The organism is Andreprevotia lacus DSM 23236 (genome assembly GCF_900176275.1).
In the GTDB taxonomy this organism is placed as follows: Bacteria; Pseudomonadota; Gammaproteobacteria; order Burkholderiales; family Chitinibacteraceae; genus Andreprevotia; species Andreprevotia lacus.
Genome location: NZ_FWXD01000023.1, coordinates 14,882 through 39,335, shown reverse-complemented (window position 1 = coordinate 39,335; position 24,454 = coordinate 14,882). Strand labels below are relative to the sequence as shown.

Genomic DNA, 24,454 nt, shown 5'->3' with positions numbered 1-24,454 from the left:
AGGGTTAGGGCCGATTATAACCGGCCCGCTCCCTTTACCCGCGCAATGGCGACGTGATTACTTGGAATACTTCGAGATGGCGGCCTGTATTTCGGCAATCGCCTTCTCGATGTCGTCCTCGGTGAAATCGGCCGCGGCCTTGGCATCAATCGGGTCGACGTGCGTGGTAATGGTGTTCTGGTCCAGCCGCTGGGTTGAAACGACGCTGTCGTCGTCGGTTTCCTGGGCATCGTCGTGCCAGTTGATGCCCAGTGCGGTCAGATTGTCGCCGAACTTGCCGCCAGCCAGCTCCGCCCGGTCCATCAGCTGCGGAATGGCAAACAACACCGGGAAGGCGCCGAGAAAGTGCGTCATGTCGCCTTCGTCCAGCGGCCCCCAGAAGCCATCGGTGCACAGCAGCAAGGTATCACCATCGCTCAGCGTGATGCGGCCGCCAATATCGATCTCGGGCGGAAACGCACCACCGAGGCAGGAGTAAATCTTGTTGCGCTCGGGGTGCACCAGCGCCTCGGCCGGGGTGATCTTGCCCTCCTCGACCAGCTTGCGTACCTTGGAGTGATCGCGCGTCTGGCGCAGGATGCGGCCGCCACGGATCAGATAGAGGCGCGAATCGCCGGTGTGCGTCCAGTAGCCCACGCCGTCCTGCACGATGGCAGCCACGCAAGTGGTGCGCGGAATCTCCAGCAACTGGTGGTTGGCAGCGTAGTGGTAAATCGCCTCGTGCGCGCGCTGAAAAGCGTCGAGCAGAAAGCGCTGCGGGTCATCCAGCGCCGGCAGCGCCTTTTTCTGGAACTGGTCGATCACCAGTTCGACGGCAATCTGCGCCGCCACCTCGCCATGCAGATGCCCGCCCATGCCGTCGGCGACGATCAGCAGCAGCGCGTTGCGGCTGTACGAATAGCCGACCCTGTCCTGATTGTATTTGCGGCCGCCGGTGCGGCTGTCCTGGTAAACGGTAAATTTCATCGTCTTTTTATTGTGAAGGCGGCGCGGCACGCGCGGTCAGGTTTTGCCAGGTGCGCTTGAGCGTGCGCACCAGGCCCGGTTTCTTGGCCGGCGGCGATGCCGGTTCCAGCAAGGACTTCTGCACCTGCGGCACGCTTTGCGGCCGCTGGGTGGGATCAAGCAGCAGGCACTGCCAGATCAGGTCGAGCAATTCCGGCGAGTAGCGATCACCATAGCGGTCGCGCAAGTCGAACAGCTTGTCTTCCTTCTGGCGCTGGTCGGCCGGTTGCGGCGCAGTGCCGGTGATGCAGGCAAACATCGATGCGCCGATACCATAGATATCCGTCCACGGCCCCAGCGTTTCCTTCTTGTTGTATTGCTCGGCCGCTGCAAAGCCCGGCGTATACATCGGCGTGAGGCGGTTGTGCTCTTGCGTCAGCGTCTGGCGGGCCGAGCCAAAGTCGAGCAATACCGGCGAGCCTTCCTTGCGGATATAGATGTTGGCCGGCTTGATGTCGAGGTGCAGCAGCTTGTTCAGGTGCACTTCGCGCAAGCCGTTCAGCAAATGATAGAACACGTGGCGGATCAGCTTTTCCTCGACCCCTTCGCGCCCGTGCTTGAGCTGGATTTCCTTTTGCAAGGTCCGGCCACGCTCGTATTCCATCACCATGTAGACGGTATCGTTGGCGCGGAAGAAATTGAGCACGCGCACGATATTGGGGTGCTGGATATGCGCCAGCGTCTTGCCTTCTTCAAAGAAACACTTCAGACCATGCCGGAACAAGGCAAGGTTCTCATCGCTGCTGGCGGCAACCTTCTCGCCCTCTTTGCGCAGCGCCAGCGAATTGGGCAGATACTCCTTGATCGCCACCGGGTAGTCGTTCTCGTCGTGCGCGAGATAGACGATGGAAAACCCGCCAGCAGACAACAGCTTGGCGATGGTGTAATTCAATAGCTGGAATCCGCGCGGTAGCGGCTGATTGCTGGGTGTCGGCATTCTTCAGTGGCTTGCCGTTATACTCGGCGCTTTATTGAAAACATTGTCGGTGCCTGCCGGTTGAAAGTAAAGGCGCGCACTGTGGAGCACTTCATTCATGATCCATAGCATGACAGGCTATGCCATTGCCCAGCAGGCCATGGCCGGCGGCACGCTCAGCGTCGAACTGCGCGCGGTCAACCAGCGCTTTCTCGACCTCACCCTGCGCCTGCCCGAGGAATTGCGCGCACTGGAAGGCCAGATCCGCGAGCGCATCGGCGACAAGGTCAGCCGGGGCAAGCTCGAATGCCGGGTCAATTTCAATGCGCAAGCCGGCGTGGCCGGCAAGCTGGAATTGAATGCCTCGCTGCTGCAAGAGCTGCTGGCAGTCGCAGCAGCGGCGCAACAGTATGTGCCGGATGGCAAGCCACTGTCGCTGGGCGAGGCGCTGCGCTGGCCAGGGGTGATCAATCAGGAGGCCCCGCTGGGCGACACGCTGGCCCACACCGCCATGTTGCTGCTGGACAACGCACTGGAAGAATTCAACGCCAGCCGCGCCCGCGAGGGCGAAAAGCTCAAGGCCCACCTGCTGGAGCGGGTCGCCGGCATGGAAGCCATCGTCGAAGAAGTGAAGCCGCGCATTCCACAACTGGTGGCCGATCACGAAGCAAAGCTCAAGACACGCCTGCTCGAAGCACTGGGCAGCCTCGATGACGAGCGCATCCGCCAGGAAATCGTGTTGTTTGCACAGAAGATCGATGTGGATGAGGAGCTGTCCCGCTTGTCCACGCACCTGGACGAAGTACGCCGCATCCTCAAGAAGGGTGGCGCCAATGGCAAACGGCTGGATTTCCTGATGCAGGAACTGAACCGCGAGGCCAACACACTGGGGTCCAAGGCTGCTGCGGTGGAAAACACCCGCGCCTCGATCGAGCTCAAAGTGCTGATCGAGCAGATGCGCGAGCAGATCCAGAATATCGAGTAAGCGTCCGCCCTCTTGTATTCATCGCAGCAGATGCCCTGCGACCAGGAACCCGGCCAGTCCGGGTTCTTGTCTTTTCTGCCCTGCCGCCGGCTTGCGCATGATGTTGCCACAGCCACACCGCAGTAGCGGCAAGTCTCACCGTTCAACCGGCAAAGCCCGCCAAACTGACAACATGACAGCGGCAAGCTTTGCCGGCCTGCCCGGCCCATGTCCCTATTTTTGACCGTTCATCGGCCCGCAGCCCGCCTGAATACTGGCTTGAAAGCTTGGCACGCGGATTGCTTCATGCGTAGTCAGCCGGGGCGTCACCCATATCGATGCGCCCTTTTAACCTGACTAGGGCTGCACGACCCCCAGCAAGTCGGCTTTCGATCGACACGTCGTGCCGCCAATCTCGAAAGGGACATTGAGATGCAAGTCATTAACACGAACATACCGTCGCTGAATGCGCAGCATAACCTGAACAAATCGCAGGACAGCCTGAATACCTCGCTGCAGCGGCTGTCCTCGGGTTTGCGCATCAACAGCGCCAAGGACGATGCTGCCGGGCTGGCCATTTCCCAGCGCATGACCTCGCAGATTCGCGGTTCCAATCAGGCCGAGCGCAACGCCAACGACGGCATCTCGCTGTCGCAGACCGGCGAAGGCGCACTCGGCCAGATGACCGACATCCTGCAGCGCATCCGCGAACTGGCCGTGCAATCGGGCAACGCCACCAACTCGACCAGCGACCGCGCAGCGATCAATTCGGAAGTGTCGCAGCTCACATCCGAGCTGGACCGTTTTGCGCAAACCACGCAGTTCAACGGCCAGAAGCTGTTCGATGGCACGTTCACCGCTGCCATCTATCAGGTCGGCGCGAATGCGAACGAAACCATCACCGCCACCACGGCCAATCTGCGCACCAACCAGTACGGCACCTATCAGATCGGTGACGGCAACGGCACCGGTGCGCTGGCGATCAGCAATCTGGTGACCTCGGGCGTTGCTTTCGCCCCCGGCGCCACTGGTGCGGTCAATGGCGCCGGCGTGGCTGTAACCAGCTCGGGCACCTTCAGCATCAATGGTGTGAGCATTTCGGTGAACAACACCGACATGGCCAGCGACATTGCCGCCAAGATCAATCAGGCCAATACCGGCGTCAAGGCTTCGGCCCGCACCGAGACGGTACTGACCATGGGTTCCGGTGCCTACACGCTGGCGGTTGCCTCCAAGAGCAACACCTTCCAGTCGGTCACGTTCAACATTGCAGACGCCAACAGCAACGGCATCATCGAAGCGGACGAATACCAGCAGGCCGTCACCGCGTTCAACGCCAAGTCGTCGTCCACCGGCGTTACCGCGCAGGTGCAGGTATTCCAGGATACGGCGGGCACCACCACCTACGGCGTGAAGCTGACCGCGGACGACGGCCAGAATATCGTGCTGAGCTCGGCCAGCGGCATCTCCAGCGGCTTTGGCGGCGCAGTGACCGAGTGGAACTACGACCCGGCCACCTCGAACGGCTCGTCGCAACGCCTTGCCAGCGGCTCGGTCTTTACCGCAGGCGCGACCGGTGCGGCCTACTTCGCTGGCCAGGTGGTGCTGAATTCGTCCACCTCGTATGCGCTGACCACCAGCGGTGCGGCCTTCGGCTCCGGCGTGTTCTATACCGGTGCCAACCCCCCTGCCACCTCGGCCAGCGGCACGGTGTTCGGCTCGGGCGTGTCCTACCAGGCCGACCTGAAGACGGTAGAAAAGCTGGATGTCTCGACCGTGGAAGGCGCCACCCAGGCGCTGCGCGTGGTCGACGATGCGCTGACCCTGATCAACGACCAGCGCGCCAAGTTCGGTGCCCTGCAAAGCCGCTTCTCGGCCACCATCTCGAACCTGGCCACCACGTCCGAGAACCTGAGTGCCGCACGCAGCCGCATCCAGGACACCGACTTCGCGCAGGAAACCGCCAACCTAACCCGTTCGCAAATTCTGCAACAGGCCGGTACGGCGATGCTGGCGCAAGCCAACCAGCTGCCGCAGCAGGTGCTGTCGCTACTCAAATAAGTATGGCGATGGCAACAAAAAGGGACGGTTCGCCGTCCCTTTTTTTTCGTGCGCCAGCCCGCACCGAATGTGCTAACCTGCCTTAGTTTTCCTACGAGTTTTCACGCATGGCCAAAGGTAATGTATTCGTGGTCACCGCGCCGTCCGGCGCCGGCAAGACGACCCTGGTCGCAGCGCTGCTTGCGGCCGACCAGAATGTACAACTGTCGATCTCGTTTACCACGCGTGCGCCCCGGGCCGGCGAGGTGAACGGCAAGGACTACCACTTTGTCGAGCGCGCTCAATTCGAGAGCATGATCAATGCCGGCGAGCTGCTTGAACACGCCGAGGTCTATGGCAACTACTATGGCACCTCGCAAACCTGGATCAACCAGGTGATCGAGAACGGCCGCGACATCCTGCTGGAAATCGACTGGCAGGGCGCGCAGCAGGTGCGCCGCCTGTTCCCTGATTCGATCGGCCTGTTCGTGCTGCCGCCGTCGGTGGATGTACTGGAAACCCGCTTGCGCAACCGCGGCAAGGACAGCGAGGAAATCATCGCCCGCCGCATGGCCGCCGCGCGCGAAGAAATCAGCCACGTCGATGAATTCGACTATGTGATCGTCAACGAGCATATCGACGAAGCCGTGCGCGACATCGTGAGCATCGTGCGGGCCGAGCGCCTGAAGCTGCCGCGCCAGAGCGCGCGCCACGTTGATCTGATTGCCAGCCTCAAGGGCTGAAGCAAAACGCCAGCTCTGTTAAAATACGTTTTTCGCCGCCTGCGGGCGGCGCTGTTTTTGGAGAATGAAGATGGCCCGCGTTACCGTTGAAGACTGCCTGCACAATATCGAAAACCGCTTCGACCTGACCCTGGCTGCCGCTTATCGCGCCCGCCAGCTGGCCAATGGCTCGACCCCGCAGGTTGACCATCCGGGCCGCGACAAGCCCACCGTACTGGCACTGCGCGAAGTCGCCGCCGGCGTGGTCGGCCGCGAGCTGCTCAACCGCCGCTCGTAAGAAGCACGGTTATGGCCGCACTGGCTGCGCATGATGTTCCCGAACTTGCGGCCATGGCGCCGCATGTGCTGGATGCGGCCAACCTCTTCCTGACCGAAGAGACGCAATACCTGAAGCCCGAGGATCGCGACATGCTGTCCCGGGCTTTCGTTTTTTCCGAAGCTGCACACCGCGACCAGAAGCGCCAGTCGGGAGAGCCATATATCTCGCACCCGTTGGCTGTCGCCAGCCTGCTGACGGCCTGGCACCTCGACGCCCAGGCGCTGGCCGCCGCGCTCTTGCACGATGTGATGGAAGACACCGGGGTTTCCAAGCTGGAAATCACCGAGAAGTTCGGCAAGCCGGTGGCCGAGCTGGTCGACGGCATGAGCAAGATCGACAAGCTCGAATTCCAGAGCAAGGAAGAAGCGCAGGCAGAGAATTTCCGCAAGATGCTGCTGGCCATGGCGCGCGATGTGCGCGTGATGATCGTCAAGCTCGCAGACCGGCTGCACAATATGCGCACCATGGATGCGATGCGGCCGGACAAGCAAAAGCGCATCGCGCGTGAAACCATGGACATCTACGCGCCGATTGCCAATCGCATCGGCCTGAACGCGGTGTATCAGGAACTGGACGACCTGTCGCTCAAGTACCTGCACCCGCGCCGTTACAGCGTGCTGTCCAAGGCGCTCAAGTCGGCGCGCGGCAACCGCCGTGAAGTCGTCAATAAAATCCTCGACGGCATCAAGCACAAGCTGGCCGACGCGCATATCGAAGCACATGTATCGGGGCGCGAGAAAAACCTCAACAGCATCTACCGCAAGATGCTGGACAAACACCTGAGCTTTTCCGAAGTCCTCGACATTTATGCCTTCCGTGTCATCGTCAAGGACGTGTCCACCTGCTACCTGACCTTGGGCGCGCTGCACGCGCTCTATAAGCCCATTGCCGGCAAGTTCAAGGATTACATCGCCATTCCGAAGTCGAATGGCTACCAGAGCCTGCACACCACCTTGTTCGGCCCCTATGGCACACCGATCGAAATCCAGATCCGCACGCAGGACATGCATCGCATTGCCGACGCGGGCGTAGCCAGCCACTGGATGTACAAGAGCGGTGACGACAGCATCTCGGATGTACAGAAGAAAACCCACCAGTGGCTGCAAAGCCTGCTGGAGCTGCAATCCGAATCGGGCGACGCGGCAGAGTTCCTTGAACACATCAAGGTCGACCTCTTCCCCAACCAGGTTTACGTGTTCACGCCCAAGGGCAAGATCCTGAACCTGCCGCAGGGCGCCACCTGCGTGGACTTTGCCTATGCGGTGCATACCGATATCGGCAACCGCTGCATCGCCGCCAAGGTGAACCACGAACTGGTGCCGCTGCGCTATCACCTGAAGAACGGCGATCAGGTCGAGGTCATTACCGCCGCGCACGCCAAGCCCAACCCGAGCTGGCTGACCTTTGTCACCACCGGCCGTGCGCGCGGGCATATCCGCCACTTCCTCAAGACCATGCGGTTTGACGAATCGGTGCAGCTGGGCGAGCGACTGCTCAACAACGCTTTCGCCAGCCTGCACCTCGCCACCGATTTTGCCGTCGACGACATCTGGGAGCGCTACCTGAAGGAAAGCAGCGCGCGCAACCGCGACGACGTGCTGGCCGAAATCGGCCTGGGCAAGCGCCTGCCGGTGATGGTGGCCAAGCGCCTCGCCCAGCTGGCCGGGCTGTGGCAAGAAGAAACCCCTGCCACGCGCAAGGGCCCTGCTGTCACCATCCGTGGCACCGAGGGCATGGCGATCCAGTTTGCCCGTTGCTGCAACCCGATCCCGGGTGACCCGATTCTGGGCCTCGTGAAGAAAGACCAGGGCCTGATCATCCATACGCACGACTGTCCTGTGCTGTCCAAGGGCCGTATCGATGCAGACAAGCTGATCGACGTCGAATGGGACCCGGAAGTCAGTCGCCTGTTCGACGTACCGATCCGTGTACTGGTCGACAATGCACGCGGGGCACTCGCCACCATCGCCGCCGCCATTGCCGAGCACGACGCCAACATCGCCGCCGTCTCGACCCAAGAGCCGGAGGACGATGACGCACGCTACATGCAGATCCAGTTCACCCTGCAGGTGAACAACCGCCAGCACCTCGCCAAAATCCTGCGCGGCCTGCGCAGCCTGCCCAACGTCTACCGCATCAACCGCACACGGACTTGAGGCAAGGCAAAGCTGCGCCGCAAAGCAGCGTGATAAAATCGCCGCGATTAACCGGATGCGAGCAGCAACGTGATAGAGCTTTCCATCAACGGCGCCCCACGCCAGTTCCCCGCCACGCTGACCGTACAGCAGCTTGCTGAAGCACTTGAACTGATCGGCAAGCGCTTCGCTGTCGAACTCAACGGCGAGATCGTGCCCAAGCGCCTGCACGCAGAAACCACACTGAACGATGGTGACAGGCTGGAGCTGGTTGTCGCCGTCGGCGGCGGTTGATTGCCGCCATCCCTCCCCTTTCCGTTTTCCCGAGCACCATCATGACCCAAGACCTGTTCCAGATTGCCGGCAAAACCTATGGCTCGCGCCTCTTGGTCGGCACCGGCAAGTACAAGGATTTTGCCGAGACCCGCGCCGCCATCGATGCATCGGGCGCCGAGATCGTTACCGTGGCCATCCGCCGCGTGAACATCGGCCAGACCGCTGGCGAACCCAGCCTGCTCGATTACCTGCCGCCAAGCGAGTTCACCTACCTGCCCAATACCGCCGGCTGCTATAGCGCTGACGATGCCATCCGCACGCTGCGTCTGGCGCGCGAGCTGCTGGATGACCACAAGCTGGTGAAGCTGGAGGTGCTGGGCGACCCGCAAACGCTTTACCCCAATGTGCGCGAAACGCTGAAAGCCGCCGAAGTGCTGGTGAAGGAAGGCTTCGACGTGATGGTGTACACCTCGGACGACCCCATCGTGGCGCGTGAGCTGGAGCAGATCGGCTGTTGCGCCATCATGCCGCTGGCCTCGCTGATCGGCTCGGGCATGGGCATCCTCAACCCGTGGAACCTGCGCCTGATCATCGAACAGAGCAAGGTGCCGGTGCTGGTCGATGCCGGCGTGGGCACGGCATCCGACGCCACCATCGGCATGGAGCTGGGCTGTGATGGCGTACTGATGAACACCGCCATTGCCGGCGCACGCGACCCGATCCGCATGGCGCACGCGATGAAGCTGGCCGTGGAAGCCGGCCGCGAAGCCTTCCTGGCCGGCCGCATGCCCAAGAAGCTGTACAGCGGCGACCCGAGCAGCCCGCTGGCGGGCCTGATCGCCGCCAAGTAAAGCAGGCCGCAACAACGCGGCGCAGCATGAACAACAAGGGCAGCCCGCGGGCTGCCCTTGTTGCATCTGGCGACAATGAAAATCAGATGCCGATCACGCCGCCATCGACCCGCGTGATCGCCAGTGTGGCCGAGCGCGGACGGCCGCCGTCGGGGCCGTCCGGCCAGTTGGAAATGGCCTGCGGCTTGGCCGGGTCGCTGCGCTCGCTGGATGGCTCGCCCGGGTGCTGGATGTTGACGAACAGCGTCTTGTGGTCGGCGCTAAAGGTGATGCCCGTCAGCTCGCAACCACGCGGGCCGACCAGGAAGCGGCGTACCTCGCCAGTCTGCGGATTGGCCGCCAGCATCTGGTTGTTGCCCATGCCGGCGTATTCCTTGGCATTGATGGTGGTGGTCGATACATCGGTCTGTATCCACAGGATGCCGGTTTCAGCGTAATACAGGCCGTCCTGGCTGCCAAAGATATCGCCCTTGATGTTGCCGCGATGGTTGGCATCCTTGGCATCCGGGTTGCCGGCCAGCGCGAAAATGCTCCAGTTGAACTGTTTGGCGGTCGGATCATTGCCGGCCTCCACCCAGCGGATGATGTGGCCAAACAGGTTATTGGCACGCGGGTTGGCCGCATCGGTGCCCGGCTTGCCCTCCTTGCCACGGTCGCTGTTGTTGGTCAGCGTGCAGAACACCTCACCCGGGTTGTGCGGGTTGACGGCGGTCCACTCAGGGCGGTCCATCTTGGTGGCACCCAGTTTGTCGGCCGCCAGGCGGGTCTTGATCAGCAGCTCGCCCTGGTCGGCAAAGCCGTGCTCGGCCGTCAGGCCGGGCTTGCCGTGACTCAGTTCCAGCCACTCACCGCTGCCATCGGCATTGAAACGCGCCACGTACAGCGTGCCGTCGTCCAGCAGGTTGCGGTTGGCCTTGCGGTCGTTCTTGTTCCACGCCTTGGCGGTCACGAACTTGTAGATGTATTCAAACTTCTCGTCATCACCCATATAGAACACGCACTGGCCCGACGGCGCCACCGACAGGCAAGCACCTTCATGCTTGAAGCGGCCCAACGCGGTACGTTTGACCGGCTTGGCATCCGGCTCGAACGGATCGATCTCGACCACCCAGCCAAAACGGTTCGGCTCGTTCGGGTTCAGCTGTGCATCGAAGCGGAAATCGGCATCGGCCCAGCGATAGCCGGCGTCGGCGCCTTTCAGGCCATAGCGCTTGGCATTGAAGCCCTTGGGGTCGCCATTGTCCGACCAGTCGGTGAAATAGCCGTGCCAGTTTTCCTCGCAAGTGAGGTAGGTGCCCCACGGCGTCCAGCCATTGGCGCAGTTGGCGAAGGTACCCAATACCTCGCGGCCGCTGGCATCATCGGCAGTGCGCAGCAACGCGTGGCCGGCGGCCGGGCCGGACAGTGCAATCGGCGTATAGGCGGTTACACGACGGGCATATCTGGACGGGCGTACCACGCTCCACTGGCCGTCACGCTGTTCGATCTCGATCACCGAGACGCCGTGTGCCGCCATGGCTTTCTTTTGCTTGTCGGCATTCCAGTTAGCCATGCCACCCACGTGCAGCAAGCCGTCGTCGGTATATTCGTGGTTGATGGCCATCAGGCCGCGCTGGCGCGAACCGGCGTTGACCAGCGGGAAGTAGCGCATGCCGTCATGATGCATACCGGCCTGTGCCGCCTGCTCCTGCCAGCTGTTGGATGCATCCTGCCGGAACGGCGGCATGTTGCCGGACAGACCGACCGGGTCACCCCATGCATACAGCACCTGCACCTGATAGCCGGCCGGCACCTTGACCGTGTCATCGGTGCCCAGCGGAATACCGGCAAAACCCAGGCTGACCGCCTTGAGTGCCTGCGGCGGCGTCAATGCAGCCTGACCGGCACGCGCTGCGGCAGCCGCCACACCCGGCAAGCCCGACAGCGACAGACCGGCCAGCAGCGCCCCACCACCGGCAAAGAAATTGCGGCGCGACAAGGGCAGGTCCAGCTGCTCGATCAGGCTGGAAAAATGCGGGTTGTCGCTGGTGTTGCAGGCGGCGGATTTATCGGCATAGGTTTTGGTCATGCTGGCTCCGGTGCTTTGCGCTGCGCGCCGGGCACTGTACCGGTAGCGACCCGGCCGGACTGCCACTGTCCTGCCCGCCGTTTCACGCGCACGCTATGGGATGAATGTCGTCACGCCCAGCCAGCGGTAAGCAGGCTGATACAGAGACGAATGCAAGCCGCAGCATGCGCAATCGGTATGACAAGGAAATGAAAAAATGAAACTGGAAATCTGGCTCGCCTTCATCGCCGTCACGCTGTTCATTTCCGCCACGCCCGGCCCCAACATGCTGCTGATGCTCAGTCACGGTACGCGCTACGGCTGGCGCGCCACGCTGGCCACCATGGCCGGTGCGCTGTGCGGCCTCGCCTTGCTGTTCACGTTGTCGGCCTTTGGGCTGGCCGCCATCCTGGCAGCGTCAGCCACCCTGTTCCTGATCCTGAAGCTGGTAGGGGCTGCCTATCTGGTCTACCTGGGCGTTCAGTGCTGGCGCGCCGGTGAATCGCTGTCATTGCCGCAGGCCAAAAGCGACACGGCCTGGAGCCGCTATCGCACCGGGCTGACCGTGGCGCTGTCCAACCCCAAGGCCATCCTGTTTGCCGGCGCCTTCCTGCCGCAATTCATCAGCCCGTCGCTGCCGCAGGGCCAGCAGTGGCTGGTATTGCTGAGCACTTTCTTCGTGATCGAGGGCATGTGGCAGGTCGCCTATGCCGCAGGAGGGCATCAGCTGGCCAATTGGCTGCGCCACCCCGGCCGCATCCGTATCTTCAACCGCAGCTGTGGCAGCGCCTTCTTTGCCGTAGGGGGCGCACTGGCGCTGGCGCGTCGTTGAGCCGCTATTTCACCCTCAAAAAAGGGGAAAACCCGGCTTTGCAGGGAGCTTGATGCCGGTTTGTCCACGGATGACTACCGAGGACGCACAACAGATGCCGAGGCCTCGTCTTGCCTGGCTAATTTGGGAACGACACAACCGCACAGCTCGATTTCATGCCCGCACGCTTGCGTCAACGCACAGGCTCGCCCCCCTTCGCGTCTTGTCAGCCATGCGCTGCCGGCTGACCGCCTGGGGCCTACTTGCCTCCGCCGGCGGCATTTCCCTTTCCATCCCACATGATCTGGTCCCTGCCGGCAGCCTTGGCCCGATAGAGCTGCTGATCGGCGGCGCGATAGCGTTGCGCGTCGTCGATATCGATACCCGCATGCAGGCCGATACTGACCGTGATGAAGGGCTGAGTGGTGCTCATCGCATGCGGGATCGCCAGCTCGGATACGGCGGCGCGGCCGCGCTCGGCCACCGACAGCGCCCCCTCCAGATCGGTCTCGGGCATCAGAATGGCAAACTCCTCGCCTCCGACGCGGGCAATCAGGTCGGAGGCACGTCGCAGGCTGCCTGCCAGCGCGGCGGACACCAGATTCAGGCACTCATCCCCCTTGGGGTGGCCATAGTGATCGTTATAGCGTTTGAAATGGTCGATATCGATCAGCGCCAGACCCAGCGACAAACCCTGGCGGCGATGCCGCTGCACTTCCAGCCGCAGCGCTTCGTCAAAGTGTCGACGGTTGGCAAGGCCGGTCAGCGCATCGGTGATGGCCAGCCGTTGCAGCAACTCGCGGTTGCGCTTGAGCTCCAGATGGTTGCGCACCCTTGCCCGTACCGAAGCGGCGGTGAATGGCTTGGCAATGTAATCGACGGCACCCACGCCAAAGCCCAGTTCTTCCTGCGCGGGCTGGCCCAGTGCGGTGATGAAAATCACCGGCACACCTGCGGTGCGGGCATCGGCACGAATGCGGGTGCACACCTCGAAGCCATCGATATCGGGCAGCATCACGTCAAGCAGCACCAGATCGGGCAGTGGGCCGTCGTGCATGGCGGTCAGCGCCTCAAGACCGGACATGGCGAAGCGCAGCTCATAGTGCGGGTCGAGCACGGCAGCCAGGGCTTCGATATTGGCCGGCTCGTCATCGACCACCAGTAGCGTGGCTTGGGGCATGGATCGCATTATTTCACCTTGCTCTGCACCGGCGCCATGTTGCGCGCCTGCCACAACGGGGCAAGACCCGCGAGTATGGTTCGCGCCGTTGCATAATCAAGTTGTTCGATGGCAGCAGCCAGCCGCTCGGTGGCCGCCGCATCCACCCGGGCCAGCAGCGCCTCGGCGTGGCGGAACTGCTGGCGCGCGCTCAGGCTGCGCAAACGCAGCAACTGGTCGAGATCTTCCAGCGAGGCAGCATGATCGGGCTGCTGTACGCTCTGCTGAGCCACTTCCTGTGCCGGCGACATGCTGTAGAAACGGTTGATGCTGTCCACCACTTCGACCAACGCATCATCGAGTTGTTGCAATGTGGCCTGTATATCAGTGTCGCCACTCTGCAAACGTTGCTCAATCTCGCTGGCCAGCGTGGCGACACGGGTGGCCTCCAGGGTGGCAGCCACCCCTTTCAATGTGTGTGCAAGCCGGTGGGCCGTTTCGATGTCCCGCTGTTCCAGCAGATCGCGCAGGCGCGGTACGCTGTCGGCATAACCATCGCGCAGGCGCGGCAGCACGCGGCGCAGCGTTTCCTCGCGCCCGCCAAGCCGCAGCAAGGCCGTCGGCAAATCCAGTCCAGGCAGTACCGGTACGGTCGTGACTTCGCGCTTTTGCGTGGTGCCGGCGACTTCGCGACGCTCGCCACCGGCCCAGCGCAAAGCGGTTTCCAGCAGGCGTGCCGGCTCAACGGGCTTGGCCAGGTGATCATTCATGCCGGCGGCCAGGCAGCGACGCTGCTCTTCGGCCATGGCATGCGCGGTGAGCGCAATGATGGGCAGCTCATCCGCACTCTTGAGTGCGCGGATTTCCCGGCAGGCCTGCAGGCCATCCAGTTCGGGCATTTGGACATCCATTAAAACCAGATCAAAATGACTGGACGGCGCGATGGCCGCCCGCACTGCCTCGCGGCCATTGACGGCCAGCTCGACCTCGGCGCCGAGCGACAGCAGCAACTCTTGCTCAAACTCGCGCAGCACCTCGGTATCTTCAGCCAGCAGAATACGCAGACCAGCCAGCGGCATCGAAGTATCGAGGCCCGCTACTACCGGAAGTGCCGGCTCATCGGTGCCAAACATGCGCTGCAGCGCCTGATACAGACGGCGCGGCAGGATGGGCTTGTCCAGTACCGGCAACACGCAATCGGCCAGACCCAGCGTGGCATCGTGCTGGCTCGGGGTCGTCATCAGCAGCAAGGTGGCATGCTGTTCGCCCAGCAGTGCCAGTGCATCATTGGGGCGCAGCTGCGGATCGGCAGCATCCAGCAGAACAGCGTCGAATTCGTGGCCGGCTTCGACCGCGTTGCGCAAACAGGCGCGGGCATCATCGCCATCGGCGGCAACGACCACGGCGCAGCCAATATCATTCAATTGGCGGTGCAGTGCGGCGGCGCAGGCGTCCTGGTCTTCGACCAACAGCACCCGCTTGCCCAGTGGCGGCAGCGCAGGCACGGTCTGGTCGGCGATGTCGAACACTAGTGCAAAGTGGAATGTGGACCCTTGGCCCGGCGCGGAAAACACATCGATCTCGCCCCCCATCAGCCGCACCAGTTGCTGCGCGATCACCAGGCCCAGGCCGGTGCCGCCATAGCGGCGCGTGGTCGAGCTATCCGCCTGGGCAAAGGTATTGAACAGGCGCGCGCACTGCTCCTCGCTCATGCCAATGCCGGTATCGCGCACCGAGAAACCCAGTTCAATGCGGCCATCCGGCGTCAGCGCGGCCAGCACGCGCAGCTCGACCTCGCCGCGCTCGGTGAACTTGAGCGCATTGTTGACCAGATTGAGCAGCACCTGCCCCAGCCGCAGCGGATCACCACGCAGCGGCGACGGTACGTGGCCATCCAGCGCAAAGACCAGCTCCAGCCGTTTTTCGTCTGCCTGCAGCATCACGGTGCCGGCCAGTTGCTCCAGTACCTGCTCCAGATCGAAATCGACCGTCTCCAGCTCCAGCTTGCCGGCCTCGATCTTGGAAAAGTCGAGAATGCTGTTGAGTATGCCCAGCAGCGACTGCGACGAAGCCCGGATGCGCGCCAGATGCTCGGCCTGGCGCGGTGCCAGATCACTGTCGGCCAGCAGATGCGCATAGCCCTGGATGGCGGTCAGCGGCGTGCGGATTTCGTGACTCATGTTGGCGAGGAACTCGCTCTTGGCCCGCGCGGCGGCATTGGCCTTCTCGTTGGCCTGCCGCAATACCTCGGTCTGCTCGTTCAGCCGCACCAGGGCGCCACGGAATACCAGCAGGCTTTGCGCCATGATGGCGATTTCGTCGCTGCCGCGCGTGTTCACCGGCACGTCGAGCTTGCCGCTAGCCAGATCGCGCATGGTGCCGGAGATGGCCGACAACCGGCGCACGATGGAGCGGCCGACATACCAGAAGCCAATCAGCAGGGTCAGCGCCAGCGCCAGTACGGTGGCCGAGCCCAGCAGCCAGCGGCTGCCGGTCAGGCGCTGCTCCAGCGTATCGATCTGCTGGCCCAGCTCGCCCCCCACCGATTGAGCTACTTCATGCGCCACGCTCACCAGTTGTTCGGACGTGGAGCGGTTGCGCTCCAGCAGGATCTGCAAGTCCTGCACCAGCTTCAATTCATTGCGGGCAATGTCGAACATGTTGTTGGGGCCCGCGCCCAGCGACTCCAGCGCGGCAAGTTCGCGGCGGATCTCTGCGGTGCCGCGCTGTGGCCCGATCTCGGCCAGCGCCTGATGCGCACGCTGCTGTGCATGTTTGTAGCTGGCTTCGATCTCGGCAATGCGCTCGCGCGTACCCACGTGCAAGGATTGCCCCAGCAAACCGGCCATCAGGTTCACCTCGCCGCTCAAGCGCTCGGCGGCAGACAGCGAGGTCACCTGCTGGGACACCAACAGCACCACGGCATTGGTCGAATCGAGCGTGACGGATTCGCTGCGCGCCAGCAATTGCAGCGTGGACTGGCGGATTTGCGGCGTCATCACGCCATCGAACTCGGACACCGCCGCCTGCACCACGCTCAGCGACACTGGCTCGCGCGAACGCTGCCGCAGCGCCCCCAGCAGCTTTTGCGCGGCGGCGCGGCCTTCCGGGCCGGACTGCTGCATGGCACGCTCGATCTCGGCCATGATGGGGCTGGCGCGCTCGCGCCATGCATTGCCGTCGGCGGCAACCAGCTGCAGGCGATAAGCATCGGTGCGCATCTGCATCAGTGCATGCAGCACGGCAAATTCGCTGTCGATCAGGCCGTGCACCGCCGCACCGGCCGATACGGATGCGCGCCGGGTGGCCGAGAGCAAATCCGCATTGGCCGCGGTCAGCACCGGGTCCATGACCTGGATGAAACGCTGTTGCGAACGCTCGCTGTCATCCAGCAACTGCTGCATGTGCTCGTCCAGCAACAGCCGCTCGCCCACCAGATTGTCGGTTTCCGCGACATTCTGCTTGAGCGTTTCAAGCAAGCGCGTCATTTGCGGATAGTGGTGCTGGCCCGACAGCGGCGCCAGCGCATGATGCAAGCTGGCAAGTGTTGCTTTCATGCGACTTTCAGCCGTACGCCGCGCCTCGGGCGAACCTGCGCCGGCCAGGGCCGTCAGCGCGGCAGCTGCTTCGCGGCTGCCCGCCTGCAGCTCGGTGGCCGAGACCGAAGCGGGAAAACTGTGGCCGGATACCACGCGATACGTTTCGCTGACCGAGCGGAACGCCCACAGCGCCGCCGCCGAAGCAATCAGCGTGCTGGCCGCAGCCAAGCCGAAGGCCAATCGCAGACGAAATGCGATTGAACGGTAGGCAGAGGCGGGGCGGTCGGTCTTGGCCGAAGCGGTCATCAGGTTCATGGATTCTGGGCAGGCCCGGGCAATATCAACGGCATATTGCATTGCGGGACAACTCTTAATTCATAGGCGCATTTTTTTTGCTGCAAGCAGGCCATATGAGCTATGAATGAAATTCCGTGCCATGGTCTCACACAATCTTTCTTCCATTTTCGATTATTTTGTCCTGATTAGAAAGGAGTCATGATGTCTTCATCCTCCCCGCTGCTCTCCGGCATCCGCAAACCCAACCTGGCGTCACAGGGTTCGCCCAGTCTGCGCGCGGCCTATCAGGCATGGTTGAAAGCCCAGGCCCCCGCCCCCGAACCTGGTCAGGCACCACAAGCGCCGCAACGCCCGTTGCGGGTGGGCATCGTCGGCGCCGGCATGGCCGGTCTGTATTCCGCGTTGCTGCTCAAGGAACAAGGGCATGACTGCCACCTGTTCGAAGCGCAGCCGCATCATCTTGGTGGCCGCATCTATACCCACCGCTTCACGGCCGAAAAGAATCAGTACTTTGAAGCCGGCGCCATGCGCCTGCCGGAAATCCCCGAGCAGCAACCCGTCTTTCAACTGATCAGTTATCTGAATCAGCGCCTGTCGCCGAGCAAAAAAATCCAGCTGATTCCTTACGTGCTGTATGACGAGCCAGGCGACCTGGTCTACGTCAACGGCAAACGCAAGCCCGATGGCAGCACGATGACGGTGGAATATGCCAACAAGAACCCGGCCGAGCTGGGCTTTCCGCTGGCGCCGGAAGACCGCAACAAGACGGCCTCGCAACTGCTGGACGAAGCGCTGTCGCCCTTTCTTGAATTGCTGGAAAAGGACTTCAACGCCGGCTTTGCCGAGATCGTGAAATACGACAACCTGTCGATGTACACCTATTTGACCGAGCTCAAGGGCTGGTCGATGGAGAAGGTGAACTACGTCGAAACCATGACGTCGGCCACCAATCAGTTCCAGCAAAGCTTTACCGAACTGGTGATCGAAAGCATGGATTTCTCCGGCGCGGCCTGGAAAACCATCGCCAACGGCATGGACCGCCTGCCCGATGCCTGCGCCGACCTCATCGGCCACGACCGAATCAAGATGAATGCGCCGGTACGCAAAGTGGAATACCTGTCCGACGGCCGCGTGAAGATTCATTACCGTGATCATGATTCAGACATCTTCGATCGCGTGATCCTGGCCCTGCCGCCGGCAGCGCTGCGCATGATCGAAACACCGCAATGGTCACCCACCAAGATGCAGGGCATACGCGCGCTGCATTTCGAACCGCTGTACAAGATCGGCATGCGCTTCAAGAGCCGCTTCTGGGAGCAGGTGAAACCGGGCGCCAAGGGCGGCCAGTCGATCACCGATCTGCCCTCGCGCTGGTATGTCTATCCGTCCTACGGCATCGGCGAATCCGGTCCGGGCGTGCTGCTGCTGTACTCGTGGATGACCGATGCCTACGACTGGCTGCCGCAGGACGATGCCGAGCGGGTACGGCTGGCGCTGCGTGACCTGCAGACGGTGTATCAGGGCACGGTCGATGTCCGGTCGCAGTTCATCGAGGCCTTCTCGGTGGCGTGGCCGGACAAATGGGCCACCGGCGATGCGATGTTCTACCCCGGCCAGTTCCGTCGCCTGTTCAACGTGGCGCGCCAGAATGAGGGGCATATCTACTTCGCCGGCGAGCACCTGAGCGTGCACCATACCTGGATCGTCGGCGCCATCGACTCTGCCATTTATGCTTGCCAGCAACTGCTGGGCAATGCACAGTTGGCGCCGCTTACTGCCGATGGTGTCACCTTGCCCGTCGACGACTATGACTATGAGGCCTGCGCGCAAGCCCCGCTTGCCCACTCATGAGGAGATGAAGATGAAACGTGCGCTGCTGACCCTGCTGCTCACCATGCTGGCCGCGGGGCCGGTTTGCGCCGATAACGCTGCCGACACAAGCACTGAGGGCGATGCCGGCGTACGTACCCTCAAGGTGATTGGCTCGTGGAGCATGCTGAGCCAGTACAAGAACTATGAGCTGCCGTTCTGGAGCCAGACCGTGCCCAAGCTGAGCGAGGGCACGCTCAAGGCCGAGATCACGCCATTCAACGATCTCGGCCTCAAGGGCGGTGAAGTGCTGCGCATGATGAAGCTGGGGCTGACCGACTTCGGCACCACCATCCTCTCCTATGTATCCGAGCAGGACCCGCGTGCCGAGGGCGTCGATCTGGCCGGGCTGACCACCGACCTGGCCTCCAGCCACAAGGTGGCCGATGCCTATCTGCCGGTGCTGGATGGCTATTTCCGCAAGAAGCACGGCGTGCGGGTGCTGGCGCTATGGCCTTACTCGGCACAGGAGCTGATGTGCACCAGCCCGATCAAGAGCCTGTCCGAACTCAAGGGCAAGAAGGTGCGCGTGAGCCTGCGCACCACCAGCGACCTGATCGAGGCCTATGGCGCCACCACGCTCAACATCCCGTTCGATCAGGTCTACGACAAGATGAAGGCCGGCGAGATCGATTGCCTGATTACCGGCACACTGTCGGCCAACACCGCCAAGCTCTACGAAGTCACCAGCCACCTCTACAACCTGCCGCTGGGCTGGAGCGTGCTGATGCTGGCGGTCAACAACAATAGCTGGGAGCAGCTCACCCCCAAGGAGAAAGCCGCGCTGAACAAGGGCATTGCCCAGTTGTCGAGCGAGCTGTGGCAGGCTGCCAACGCGCAGACCGAGCTGGGTCTGGCCTGCAACAGCGGCTCCGATGCCTGCAACCTGCCGACCAAGGGGCAGATGACCATCGTTGCCCCGGCTGCGGCCGACAAGGCCAGGCTCAAGCAGCTGGTGAAGCAGGTGGTGGTCAAGCGCTGGCTGGAACGCTGCGGCAACGAATGTCGCGACGAATGGAACAAGACTGCCGGGCAGGCCGCTGGCGTTGCCATTCCCTGATCGGCATGTACCAATGAGAAACGCGGCCGGATGGCCGCGTTTTTTTGTCTGCTGTCTGCTTGAACCGGTCAGCAGCGCACTTCAAGGTTGTCGATCAAGCGCGTCTTGCCCAGACGCGCAGCCACCAGGATCACCAGCTCGTGGTCGGTGTGCACGGCCGGCTTGAGCGTGCGGGCATTGCGCGTTTCCACATAATCCACATCACCCCAGCCACGCTGCTTCAGGTCGGCAATGGTTTCGTCGGCCAGCCGCGCAAAATCGCGCTCGCCGGCCAGAATGGCATCGCGCATGCGGGTCAGATGATGGTAGATACGCGGCGCCTCGGCGCGCTCGGCTTCGCTCAGATAACCGTTGCGGCTGGACAACGCCAGGCCATCGGCGGCGCGGCCGGTATCAACCGGGATGATGGTGATGGGCATGTTCAGTTCTTCGACCATGCTCTGGATCACGAACAGCTGCTGGTAGTCCTTTTTGCCAAAGCAGGCCACGTCGGGCTGTACACAGTTGAACAGCTTGGTCACCACGGTGGCCACGCCACGGAAATGGCCGGGGCGGAAAGCGCCGCACAGCTCATCCTGGATGGCCGGCGGTTCGACCTTGTATTGCTGGATCACGTGCGGATACAGCTCGCGCTCGTCCGGCGCGAACACCACGGCCTCGGGGCACTCGGCGGCGATCAGCTGTGCATCCTGCTCCAGCGTACGGGGATAACGGTCAAAGTCCTCGCCCTGACCAAACTGCAGCCGGTTGACGAAAATGCTGACCACCACGCGGTCGGCATGCTGCCTGGCTTCACGGATCAGCGCCATGTGGCCGGCATGCAGATTGCCCATGGTCGGCACAAAGGCGACGCGGCCGGCCGTTTTGCGCCACGCGCGCAGTTCGGAAATGGTGTGGATGATTTGCATGATTGAACTACCGGGAAATCGGCGCTCAGGCCGGATGAAAATCGAAAGGCTGCTGCCGGTACCGCGCTACGCTACCCACCTGCCCCAGATGGGCCACCAGCTCGGGCAACGGTTCGGCATGGATGGTCTGCGACGTGTATTCGCCAGGATATTGTATCGGGAAGGCCAGTTGCTCGTGCGGCGGATCAAAGATGCAGCTAATGCCCGGCTTGTTGCCGCGCGGGTCGCAACGATACCAGCCATACCCGGGCAGATGCGCCACGGCAAAACCGTGCAGGCAGTGCGGTGGCAGCGGCCCGTCAAAGGTCAGCCGCTGGTAACCAAAGCCACCGGGGATGCCGTTGGCACGCCACAGCGCCACCAAGAGGTGCGATTTGGCAAAACAGAAGCCGGTGCCGGCCGCCAGCGCCTGCGAGGCCGTGCAGGGCACTTCGTCGCGACCGAAGTCGATGCAGTGGTCGATATGGTCGCGCACCCAGTCAAAGCATTGCCGGGCAGTGGTCAAGACATCGTCCGCCGCCAACTCGCGCGCCAGCGCTGCCACGGCCGGGTGATGAAAATCGATCACCTCGCTGGCAGCGAGGTAGGGCGCCAGCGTGCCGGTATCCATCAGAAGCAGTGTTCGTCGGCCGGGAAGGTACCGCCCTTCACCGCCTTCACATATGCTTCGACGGCGGCCTGGATGCTGCTGGCGCCCTGCATGAAGTTCTTCACGAAGCGTGCCTTCTTGCCGGGGTAAACGCCCAGCATGTCGTGCATCACCAGTACCTGGCCGTCGCAATCCGGCCCGGCGCCAATACCGATGGTCGGCACCGCCAGCGAATCGGTTACAGCCTTGGCCACGCGCGCCGGCACCATTTCCATCAGGATCAGCGCCGCACCGGCAGCCTGTAGCGCCAGCGCATCACGCTTGAGCACTTCGGCCTCGGTATCGGACTTGCCCTGCACCTTGTAGCCGCCATAGGCATTGACCGATTGCGGCTGGAAGCCGATGTGCTCGCATACCGGGATGCCACGCTGCACGAGGAAGTCAACGGTTTCGGCCATCACCATGCCGCCTTCCAGCTTGACCATCTCCGCACCGGCCGCCATCAGCCGCGCGGCATTCTCGAATGCCTGCTGCGGCGAAAGCTGGAAGCTGGCAAACGGCAGATCGGCCAGCACCAGCGCATCACCGGCGCAGCGCGCCACGCATTCGGTGTGGTAGATCATTTGCTCCATCGTCACCGCCAGCGTGCTGCCCTTGCCCTGGATCACATTGCCCAGCGAATCGCCAATCAGCAGCACATCCACACCGGCCTCGCTCATCAGGCTGGCAAAACTCGCGTCATAACAGGTCAGCATGGCGATTTTCTGCCCGTCCTGCTTCATTTTCTGCAAGGTGGAGAGGGTCGTTTTCATGGGTATTCCACGGTGTGTGTTACGGGGTCGGGACGGAGCGGGCTACATGCGGTGGCAGTGACCCGCTCACGCCGGGCAGACACTTGTGGTGCGTTGCATCATTCAGCTTACACGGGCTGGAACCTGCTTCCATCAGGGATTCCAGCAGGTTAACCGTCATTCCTCAAACAGGCTGATGGGCTGGCTGGATACGGCGGCGAGATAGCCGCTGGCCGGCCCCTTGCCGGGGATGATGATGTCAGGTGCGATTTCCAGCAGCGGATTGAGCACGAAGGCACGCTCGATGATGCGCGGATGCGGCACCGAGAGGCCGGGGCGTTCGATCACGCTATCGCCATACAGCAGCAGATCGAGGTCCAGCGTGCGCGGGGCGTTGCGGAACGAGCGGATACGACCATTGATGGCCTCGATGGCCAGCAGCGCTTCCAGCAATTCTTCGGCCGACAGGCGCGTTTCCACGCTGGCAACCGCATTGATGAAATCAGGCTGATCGGTGTAGCCCAGTGCCGGGCTGGCATAGAAGCTGGATACGCGCAGCAGCTGCGTGCCCGGCAAGCGGCCCAGCAGCTCGCACGCGCGGCGCAGCTGCCGCGCGGGTTTGCCAAGGTTGGCGCCCAGTGCCACATACGCGGTCATGGTCATGCCGCGCTACCGCCCTGTTCGCCCCCGCCTGCGGCATCGCCGGATGGCTTGCGGCGCGGCTTGCGGCGGCGCTTCTTGTCTGCAGCGCCAGCCGCAGCCTTGCCAAGGCCTGCAATCATGGCCGAGCGGGTATCTGCATCGCAGTACTGGAACTGCGTCCACCAGTCGGCCAGTGCCTTGTCGGCCAGGCCGCATTCGGCGCGCAGCACCAGGAAATCGTAGCCGGCGCGGAAGCGTGCCTGCTCCAGCATGCGGTGCGCACGCATGCCGGTGCGCTGCTCGAAACGCGGCTGCAGCAGCCAGATTTCCTTCATGGCTGCGCTATAGCGATTGGGGATGGACAGCTTCTTTTCCACCTGCGCTTCAACCTGGTTCATCGCATTGACCAAGGCCGGCATTGCGTGCTCACCGGCCGCCTCGTTCTTCTTCCAGCGTAATTCGACTTCCTGCCACAACAAGGCGGCGAACAGGAACCCGGCCGATACCGGCTTGTCCTCAGCCAGGCGCGCATCGGTAGTTTCCAGTGCCTTTTGCAGGAAGGCACTGCTCTCGGGGCGCGACAGCAGGCGGTCGAGCAGCGGCAACACGTGCTTGTGCAGTTTTTCGTCGCGCAGTGCCTTCATACAGGCCCACGCCTTGCCCGACAGCAGCAGCTTCATCATTTCGTCGAAGATGCGCGCGGACGGAATGTTCTCCAGCAGGTCGGCCAGTTCGGCCATCGGCTTGCGGGTGGCCGGTGCGATGGTCAGGCCCAGCTTGGATGCGAGACGCACTGCGCGCAGCATGCGCACCGGGTCTTCGCGGTAGCGCTGCACCGGGTCGCCGATCATCACCAGCCGCTTGGCTTCGATGTCATCGACGCCGTGATGGAAATCCAGGATCTGCTCGGCGTTCGGGTCGTAATACAGCGCGTTGACCGTGAAATCGCGCCGCGCGGCATCTTCCTCGATGGAGCCATACACATTGTCGCGCAGGATGCGACCGGCTTCGTCGGTCGGCGCATCCGAAGCGCCACGGAAGGTGGTGACTTCGATCACCTCCTCGCCATCACGATCGTAGAAGGGCACGTGCACGATGCGGAAACGCCGGCCAATGATGCGCGAACGATGGAACACATGACGCACCTGCTCCGGTGTGGCGCTGGTGGCCACGTCGAAGTCCTTGGGTTGCTTGCCCAGCAACAGGTCGCGCACGGCACCGCCCACGATGTAGGCATCGAAGCCTGCATCCTGCAGCTTGTCGCACACCTTGAGTGCGTTGGAGTGCAACATTTCACGGCGTATGCCGAGGTGTTTGGCGTGCAGCACCTTTTGCTTGCCCGGGCGGCGGAATACCTTGCCGATCAGTTTGCGAATCATGTGTTCTTTATATCTGTGAATCTGCGCAAAAACCGCATTATACAGAGCGATGCCGTCACTACTGTGCTGCTTTGTTAACTGCTGCACTGCCGCTGGTGCAGCGCGGCGACGGGC

The 24,454-nt window shown here is 62.5% G+C and carries 20 protein-coding genes; 10 read left to right on the top strand and 10 right to left on the bottom strand.

The window, feature by feature from the left end:
* Positions 1–57 precede the first annotated feature (57 nt).
* Both B9A19_RS16550 and B9A19_RS16545 read right to left on the bottom strand, forming a co-directional pair.
* Positions 58–966, bottom strand: a complete 909-nt coding sequence (locus B9A19_RS16550) for a PP2C family protein-serine/threonine phosphatase (RefSeq protein ID WP_084092231.1) — start codon at positions 964–966, stop codon at positions 58–60.
* 7 nt (positions 967–973) lie between these two features.
* Positions 974–1,897, bottom strand: coding sequence for a serine/threonine protein kinase (locus B9A19_RS16545; protein WP_245804366.1), 924 nt, complete (start codon positions 1,895–1,897; stop codon positions 974–976).
* Between the two features lie 142 nt (positions 1,898–2,039).
* On the opposite strand from B9A19_RS16545, the gene B9A19_RS16540 reads away from it, so the two are divergent.
* The 7 genes from B9A19_RS16540 (at position 2,040) to B9A19_RS16510 (ending at position 9,249) form a co-directional block, all read left to right on the top strand.
* Positions 2,040–2,906 carry a YicC/YloC family endoribonuclease gene (locus B9A19_RS16540; protein WP_084092227.1) on the top strand — a complete coding sequence of 289 codons (867 nt, stop codon included), beginning with the start codon at positions 2,040–2,042 and terminating at the stop codon, positions 2,904–2,906.
* A gap of 411 nt (positions 2,907–3,317) precedes the next feature.
* Positions 3,318–4,946: a flagellin N-terminal helical domain-containing protein gene (locus B9A19_RS23365; protein ID WP_084092225.1), complete on the top strand. Its 1,629-nt coding sequence runs from the start codon at positions 3,318–3,320 to the stop codon at positions 4,944–4,946.
* A gap of 107 nt (positions 4,947–5,053) precedes the next feature.
* Positions 5,054–5,668 carry a guanylate kinase gene (gene gmk / locus B9A19_RS16530; RefSeq protein ID WP_084092223.1) on the top strand — a complete coding sequence of 205 codons (615 nt, stop codon included), beginning with the start codon at positions 5,054–5,056 and terminating at the stop codon, positions 5,666–5,668.
* Positions 5,669–5,738: 70 nt separating this feature from the next.
* Positions 5,739–5,945, top strand: a complete 207-nt coding sequence (gene rpoZ, locus B9A19_RS16525) for a DNA-directed RNA polymerase subunit omega (protein WP_084092278.1) — start codon at positions 5,739–5,741, stop codon at positions 5,943–5,945.
* A gap of 11 nt (positions 5,946–5,956) precedes the next feature.
* Positions 5,957–8,143: a RelA/SpoT family protein gene (locus B9A19_RS16520; RefSeq protein ID WP_084092221.1), complete on the top strand. Its 2,187-nt coding sequence runs from the start codon at positions 5,957–5,959 to the stop codon at positions 8,141–8,143.
* 69 nt (positions 8,144–8,212) lie between these two features.
* A complete protein-coding gene (gene thiS, locus B9A19_RS16515) occupies positions 8,213–8,416 on the top strand; it encodes a sulfur carrier protein ThiS (protein WP_084092219.1) in 204 nt (67 codons plus the stop codon).
* Between the two features lie 41 nt (positions 8,417–8,457).
* Complete coding sequence (locus B9A19_RS16510) at positions 8,458–9,249, top strand: thiazole synthase (RefSeq protein ID WP_084092217.1); 792 nt, start codon at positions 8,458–8,460, stop codon at positions 9,247–9,249.
* An 82-nt stretch (positions 9,250–9,331) separates the two neighbouring features.
* On the opposite strand, the gene B9A19_RS16505 is transcribed toward B9A19_RS16510, so the two are convergent.
* Positions 9,332–11,317 (bottom strand): PhoX family protein, encoded by a 1,986-nt coding sequence (locus tag B9A19_RS16505; RefSeq protein WP_084092215.1) that lies wholly within the window; start codon positions 11,315–11,317, stop codon positions 9,332–9,334.
* A 196-nt stretch (positions 11,318–11,513) separates the two neighbouring features.
* Here B9A19_RS16505 and B9A19_RS16500 point away from each other — a divergent pair, with 196 nt between their 5' ends.
* Positions 11,514–12,128: a LysE family translocator gene (locus B9A19_RS16500; RefSeq protein ID WP_084092213.1), complete on the top strand. Its 615-nt coding sequence runs from the start codon at positions 11,514–11,516 to the stop codon at positions 12,126–12,128.
* Between the two features lie 238 nt (positions 12,129–12,366).
* Here the strand turns inward: B9A19_RS16500 and B9A19_RS16495 are convergent, their stop codons facing one another.
* Positions 12,367–13,296, bottom strand: a complete 930-nt coding sequence (locus B9A19_RS16495; protein ID WP_139798916.1) for a diguanylate cyclase — start codon at positions 13,294–13,296, stop codon at positions 12,367–12,369.
* Positions 13,296–17,120, bottom strand: a complete 3,825-nt coding sequence (locus B9A19_RS16490; RefSeq protein WP_176216981.1) for a hybrid sensor histidine kinase/response regulator — start codon at positions 17,118–17,120, stop codon at positions 13,296–13,298. Before B9A19_RS16490 ends, B9A19_RS16495 begins: the two co-directional genes overlap by 1 nt.
* Positions 17,121–17,300: 180 nt before the next feature.
* Between B9A19_RS16490 and B9A19_RS16485 the strand changes: the two genes are divergently transcribed.
* The gene (locus tag B9A19_RS16485) at positions 17,301–18,953 is read left to right on the top strand and encodes a flavin monoamine oxidase family protein (protein ID WP_084092207.1); all 1,653 of its coding nucleotides are present in this window, start codon (positions 17,301–17,303) and stop codon (positions 18,951–18,953) included.
* A gap of 10 nt (positions 18,954–18,963) precedes the next feature.
* Positions 18,964–20,031: a TRAP transporter substrate-binding protein gene (locus B9A19_RS16480; protein ID WP_176216980.1), complete on the top strand. Its 1,068-nt coding sequence runs from the start codon at positions 18,964–18,966 to the stop codon at positions 20,029–20,031.
* A gap of 68 nt (positions 20,032–20,099) precedes the next feature.
* On the opposite strand, the gene panC is transcribed toward B9A19_RS16480, so the two are convergent.
* The 5 genes from panC to pcnB all read right to left on the bottom strand — a co-directional run bounded on the left by panC (position 20,100) and on the right by pcnB (position 24,340).
* Entirely contained in the window at positions 20,100–20,939 is an 840-nt protein-coding gene (gene panC / locus B9A19_RS16475; protein WP_084092204.1) for a pantoate--beta-alanine ligase, read from the bottom strand.
* Positions 20,940–20,964: 25 nt separating this feature from the next.
* On the bottom strand, positions 20,965–21,549 hold the full coding sequence (locus tag B9A19_RS16470; RefSeq protein ID WP_084092202.1) for a transglutaminase-like domain-containing protein: 585 nt from the start codon (positions 21,547–21,549) through the stop codon (positions 20,965–20,967).
* Positions 21,549–22,340 carry a 3-methyl-2-oxobutanoate hydroxymethyltransferase gene (gene panB / locus B9A19_RS16465; protein WP_084092200.1) on the bottom strand — a complete coding sequence of 264 codons (792 nt, stop codon included), beginning with the start codon at positions 22,338–22,340 and terminating at the stop codon, positions 21,549–21,551. Before panB ends, B9A19_RS16470 begins: the two co-directional genes overlap by 1 nt.
* 156 nt (positions 22,341–22,496) lie before the next feature.
* A complete protein-coding gene (folK, locus tag B9A19_RS16460) occupies positions 22,497–22,982 on the bottom strand; it encodes a 2-amino-4-hydroxy-6-hydroxymethyldihydropteridine diphosphokinase (protein ID WP_084092198.1) in 486 nt (161 codons plus the stop codon).
* A complete protein-coding gene (pcnB, locus tag B9A19_RS16455; RefSeq protein ID WP_084092196.1) occupies positions 22,979–24,340 on the bottom strand; it encodes a polynucleotide adenylyltransferase PcnB in 1,362 nt (453 codons plus the stop codon). Before pcnB ends, folK begins: the two co-directional genes overlap by 4 nt.
* Positions 24,341–24,454 lie beyond the last annotated feature (114 nt).

Excerpts from the sequence above, each read along its gene's own strand:
- B9A19_RS16550 (WP_084092231.1), bottom strand. The coding sequence starts at position 966 with ATGAAATTTACCGTTTACCAGGACAGCCGCACCGGCGGCCGCAAATAC.
- B9A19_RS16540 (WP_084092227.1), top strand. The coding sequence starts at position 2,040 with ATGATCCATAGCATGACAGGCTATGCCATTGCCCAGCAGGCCATGGCC.
- B9A19_RS23365 (WP_084092225.1), top strand. The coding sequence starts at position 3,318 with ATGCAAGTCATTAACACGAACATACCGTCGCTGAATGCGCAGCATAAC.
- gmk (WP_084092223.1), top strand. The coding sequence starts at position 5,054 with ATGGCCAAAGGTAATGTATTCGTGGTCACCGCGCCGTCCGGCGCCGGC.
- rpoZ (WP_084092278.1), top strand. The coding sequence starts at position 5,739 with ATGGCCCGCGTTACCGTTGAAGACTGCCTGCACAATATCGAAAACCGC.
- B9A19_RS16520 (WP_084092221.1), top strand. The coding sequence starts at position 5,957 with ATGGCCGCACTGGCTGCGCATGATGTTCCCGAACTTGCGGCCATGGCG.
- B9A19_RS16510 (WP_084092217.1), top strand. The coding sequence starts at position 8,458 with ATGACCCAAGACCTGTTCCAGATTGCCGGCAAAACCTATGGCTCGCGC.
- B9A19_RS16505 (WP_084092215.1), bottom strand. The coding sequence starts at position 11,317 with ATGACCAAAACCTATGCCGATAAATCCGCCGCCTGCAACACCAGCGAC.
- B9A19_RS16500 (WP_084092213.1), top strand. The coding sequence starts at position 11,514 with ATGAAACTGGAAATCTGGCTCGCCTTCATCGCCGTCACGCTGTTCATT.
- B9A19_RS16495 (WP_139798916.1), bottom strand. The coding sequence starts at position 13,296 with ATGCGATCCATGCCCCAAGCCACGCTACTGGTGGTCGATGACGAGCCG.
- B9A19_RS16490 (WP_176216981.1), bottom strand. The coding sequence starts at position 17,120 with ATGAACCTGATGACCGCTTCGGCCAAGACCGACCGCCCCGCCTCTGCC.
- B9A19_RS16485 (WP_084092207.1), top strand. The coding sequence starts at position 17,301 with ATGATGTCTTCATCCTCCCCGCTGCTCTCCGGCATCCGCAAACCCAAC.
- B9A19_RS16480 (WP_176216980.1), top strand. The coding sequence starts at position 18,964 with ATGAAACGTGCGCTGCTGACCCTGCTGCTCACCATGCTGGCCGCGGGG.
- panC (WP_084092204.1), bottom strand. The coding sequence starts at position 20,939 with ATGCAAATCATCCACACCATTTCCGAACTGCGCGCGTGGCGCAAAACG.
- B9A19_RS16470 (WP_084092202.1), bottom strand. The coding sequence starts at position 21,549 with ATGGATACCGGCACGCTGGCGCCCTACCTCGCTGCCAGCGAGGTGATC.
- panB (WP_084092200.1), bottom strand. The coding sequence starts at position 22,340 with ATGAAAACGACCCTCTCCACCTTGCAGAAAATGAAGCAGGACGGGCAG.
- folK (WP_084092198.1), bottom strand. The coding sequence starts at position 22,982 with ATGACCATGACCGCGTATGTGGCACTGGGCGCCAACCTTGGCAAACCC.
- pcnB (WP_084092196.1), bottom strand. The coding sequence starts at position 24,340 with ATGATTCGCAAACTGATCGGCAAGGTATTCCGCCGCCCGGGCAAGCAA.